Source organism: Pseudorhodobacter sp., from assembly GCF_030452865.1.
In the GTDB taxonomy this organism is placed as follows: domain Bacteria; phylum Pseudomonadota; class Alphaproteobacteria; order Rhodobacterales; family Rhodobacteraceae; genus Pseudorhodobacter.
This window is the reverse complement of record NZ_JAKDLJ010000301.1, coordinates 1-4,572: the sequence shown is the minus strand read 5'-3', so window position 1 is coordinate 4,572 and position 4,572 is coordinate 1. Positions and strand designations below refer to the sequence as shown.

2 protein-coding genes are annotated in these 4,572 nt (G+C 58.8%); both read right to left on the bottom strand.

Annotated elements, in window-relative coordinates; genetic code table 11:
- Positions 1–2,483, bottom strand: a 2,483-nt coding sequence (locus tag L0H65_RS15015; RefSeq protein ID WP_301459854.1) for a monovalent cation/H+ antiporter subunit A, incomplete at its 3' end; no start/stop codon positions are given.
- Between the two features lie 435 nt (positions 2,484–2,918).
- The gene (gene serA / locus L0H65_RS15010; RefSeq protein WP_301459853.1) at positions 2,919–4,514 is read right to left on the bottom strand and encodes a phosphoglycerate dehydrogenase; all 1,596 of its coding nucleotides are present in this window, start codon (positions 4,512–4,514) and stop codon (positions 2,919–2,921) included.
- Between the last annotated feature and the right edge of the window lie 58 nt (positions 4,515–4,572).

Below are 4,572 nucleotides of genomic sequence, written 5' to 3'. Positions count from 1 at the left end.
ACAAGCCCGGCGATAAAGCCACCGCCGGGCGCGTTATGTCCGCGCAGGAAGATATAGACGCCCACCATGATCGCAATCGGCAGGATCATCCGCGTGGCAACCACCAGCATCAACGGGTGCCGGTCGCCCGCGCGTTTCTGGTCCGGCGTCCACGCCAGCAGCCGGTCGTTCGCCGGGCCACCGCGCAACAAGCCTTCGACCAGCGCATAGATCACAAGCCCGGCGATGCCCAGAACGGTAATCTCGCCAAAAGTATCATAGCCCCGGAAATCAACGAGGATCACGTTGACGACGTTATGCCCGCCACCGCCGCTATAGGCGTTCGCAAGATGGTAATCGGCAATCGTCGGAAAGGCGAAATCGCGCATCATCAGCGCGTAGATCAGCGCGCCGACGCCAACGCCACCCGCCAGCGCGATGAAGATATCGCGCCCGCGCCGCCCCGAAGTGCTTTCATAGGCTGTCTTCTTGGGCAGGAAGTTCAGCGCCAGCAACAACAGCATGACGGTCGCCACCTCAACGCTGATCTGCGTCAGCGCAAGGTCCGGCGCGGAAAGATAGACAAAACCGACCGAGACCATCAAGCCGATCACCCCAACCAGAACCAGCGCGAGCAATCGGTTGCGATGGAACAGGAACAGCGCAATGCTGGAACCGACCAGAAGCACCCAGCCAATCGCCGCAACGGGTTCAATTCTCGTCAGACTGCGGCTTCCGGGCAAGTTGGTGCCGGTCATATAGGCGAACAGGCCAGCGCCAAGAATGGCAATGGTTGCGATTGCCAGATAGCGCGCCAGCGACCCGTCATGCAACCCGTCCGTGACGCTCCGGGACGTGCGGGCAAACGGCTCCATCATGCCATCGAATATCCGCTTCGCTTCCGGCCTTGGGGTGCGGAGCCAGATCGGTTCCAGCCAGCTATGACGCTCCAGCATCAGCATGCCGCCGCCAATCGCGATCATCGACATCCACAGCGCGGGCACGAAGCCGTGCCAATGGGTGATGTGCACCTCGGCAACGCCATGGATCACCGCATTGGCCGAAATCTGCACCAGTTCGCCAACGGTTGTCATCGGGAACACCCCGATCACGACGACCAAAGCCGCCAGCAACCCCGGTGCTGCCCACATGCCAAAGCCCGGATCATGCGGATGACTCGGATAGTCGTCCCGCTTTGGCCCCATGAAGGTATGCGCGATCAGCCGGAAGGAATAGGCAACCGAGGCCATCGCCCCAAGGGTCGCAAGCAACGGCAAAACCCAATGGTTCCCCAGCCAATAAGTATGCGCGGTTTCCTCCAGCATCATCTCTTTTGACAAGAAGCCATTGAGAGGGGGAACGCCTGCCATCGACAGCGCCGTGATACAGACAAGGGTGAAGGTGATCGGCATGAAGTGGCGCAAACCGCCCAACCGCTTTATGTCCCGCGTGTGGGTTTCATGGTCGATGATCCCCGCTGCCATGAACAGCGCCGCCTTGAAGGTTGCATGGTTGATGATGTGGAACACCGCGACCACCGCCGCCTCCGGTGTGCCAAAGCCCAGAAGCATGGTGATCAATCCCAGATGCGACACCGTGGAATAGGCAAGCAGCGCCTTGAGATCATCCTGAAAAAAGGCGATCCCCGCCCCGATGATCATGGTGATCAGCCCGGTGGTGGCGACGATATAAAACCATTCAGGCGTCCCGGAAAGGACCGGCCACATCCGCGCCATCAGGAACAACCCCGCCTTCACCATCGTCGCGGAATGCAGATAGGCAGAAACCGGAGTCGGTGCTGCCATCGCATGCGGCAACCAGAAATGAAACGGGAACTGGGCCGATTTGGTGAATGCCCCGATCAAGATCAGGATCAACGCAGGAAGATACCATTCCGACGCCTGAATCGCGGTACGGTTCTGCAAAATATCAGTCAGATCGAAAGAGCCGACGATATTGCCAAGGATCAGCATGCCCGCGATCATGGCAAGACCGCCAACACCTGTCACGATCAACGCCATCCTCGCGCCCTGCCGCCCTTCGGGCAGATGTTTCCAATAGCCGATCAGCAGGAACGAACTCAGGCTGGTCAGTTCCCAGAAAATGAGCAAAAGCAGGATGTTGTCGGACAGAACAATCCCGACCATAGCACCTTGGAACAGCAGCAGATAGGTGTAGAACTGCCCCATCGGGTCTTTGGTCGACAGGTAGAACCGGGCGTAAAGGATGATCAGCAGACCAATACCAAGGATCAACCCGGCAAACAGCAAACCCAACCCATCCAGAAAGAAGGTCACGTTCAGCCCCAGTGCCGGCAGCCAGTCAAAGCGCGCGGTGATCACCTCTCCGCGCAAGACGGCTGGCGCGTGCAGTAGCAACCCAAGCAGCGCCAAAGCTGTGACCAGACCGGTCACGAAAGCGCAGGCATCCCGCCCCGCACGGATCAAAAGACCGGGGAGCAGCGCGCCAAGGAAGGGCAGGGCGGCGATCAGGGCAAGGGACATCACATTTTCCGTTCGTTGCGCGGGTCGTCAGCATGGTGGAGGCGTCCCGACCAGTGTCGGAGCCTCCAATGTTTACTGTGGGACCGTCCGCGCCCTGTCAAGGCAAACCGGGAAAATAGGGGCCAATTATACCGGAAAGCAGAAAAGCCATAGATCAGGCCAGTTAACGCGGGGCCAATATTCTACCGTCACGCGCCACAGTTTCGTCAAACGGCTATACCTGTTTGAAATTCCCGCTTTCCCGGTGTGCGACAAGGTGGAACCGGGTCAATCCAGCGTGCCTTGGATTGGGATCCATCGTGTGGCAATCGCCGCGCCTGCTCGTTTAGCGTGACCGTGTTGAGAATCAGCGTGTGCTGGTGCTTGAGTTGGATAGACCCATGGCCTGCCAGACAATGGCAGGCCATGGGTGATGAGGATAGCTGAGGTCGCAGGTCAGGCGATGTCGAATTCCAGCGGTTTGACCTGTTGGAACATCCCGGTTCCTTCCAGAAGGGCAACCACTTTCGGGTCCATCGGCTGATCAAGGTAAAGGATCGCAATCGCCTCTTTCCCCGCACCCGACCGGCCAAGGGTGAAGTTGGCGATATTCACCGCATTCTTTGCCATTGTCATACCGAGAAGGCCGATGATCCCCGGCACATCCTCATTCGTGGTGTAAAGCATGTGCTGCCCGATTTCGGCGTCGATGTTGATGCCCTTGATCTGGATGAAACGCGGCTTGCCATCGGAAAAACACGTCCCAGCAATGGAACGCTCGCGCGTGTCCGTCACCACCGTCAGCTTGATGAACGCATCGAAAACACCGGATTTTTCCTGACTGGTCGTGGCGATCTGGATGCCGCGCTCCTTGGCGACAATCGGGGCGGAAACCATGTTCACATCGGGGTTCGTCGCCTTCATGATCCCGGCAATCGCGGCGCAGTTCAGCGCGGCAAGGTTCATTTCCGCGACATGGCCATCATATAGCACATTGATCGCCTTGATCGGTTCGTCCGTCATCTGTCCAACGAAAGCGCCCAGATGTTCGGCAAGTTTCAACCATGGCCCCATCACCGCGGCTTCTTCCGCCGTAACCGAAGGCATGTTCAGCGCGTTCTGGACCGCCCCCGTCAGCAGGTAATCCGACATTTGTTCGGCCACTTGCAGCGCCACGTTTTCTTGCGCCTCAGATGTCGATGCCCCCAGATGCGGGGTGCAGACGACATTGGGCAGGTTGAATAGCGGGCTATCGGTGGCGGGCTCCACCTCGAACACGTCAAAGGCCGCACCCGCGACATGGCCGGATTGCAACGCCTCGGCCAGTGCTGCCTCATCCACCAAGCCACCACGCGCGCAGTTGATGATCCGCACACCGGGTTTGGTTTTGGCAAGGCTTTTGGCGTCGAGGATGTTGCGCGTCTTGTCGGTCAGCGGCACATGCAGGGTGATGAAATCGGCGCGGGCCAGCAGTTCGTCCAGCTCCATTTTGGTAACGCCCATGGCCTTGGCGCGCTCCTCCGACAGGAACGGGTCATAGGCGACCACCTTCATATGCAGGCCCAAAGCGCGTTCGCAAACGATGCCACCAATATTGCCCGCACCGATCACACCAAGCGTCTTGTTGTAAAGTTCCACCCCCATGAAGCGAGACTTTTCCCATTTTCCGGAATGGGTAGAGGCGTTCGCTTCCGGCAGTTGCCGCGCCACAGCAAACATCATCGCGATAGCATGTTCGGCGGTGGTGATGGAGTTGCCAAACGGCGTGTTCATCACGATCACGCCCTTTTTCGACGCTGCCGGAATATCGACATTATCGACGCCGATCCCGGCGCGCGCGATCACTTTCAGCCGGTCGGTATGGTCCAACAGCTTGGCGGTGACCTTGGTGGCGGACCGGATCGCGAGACCGTCATAATTGCCGATGATCTCGGCCAGTTTTTCCTTGTCTTTGCCCAGCTTGGGCATGAAATCGACATCAATCCCGCGATCGCGGAAAATCTGCACGGCGGTTTCGGAAAGTTCGTCGGATACGAGGACTCTTGGGGCCATCTTTGGGCGCTCCTATTGGAAATTGGGGGGCCGCGCGGGGGGTTTCACCCACTCTACG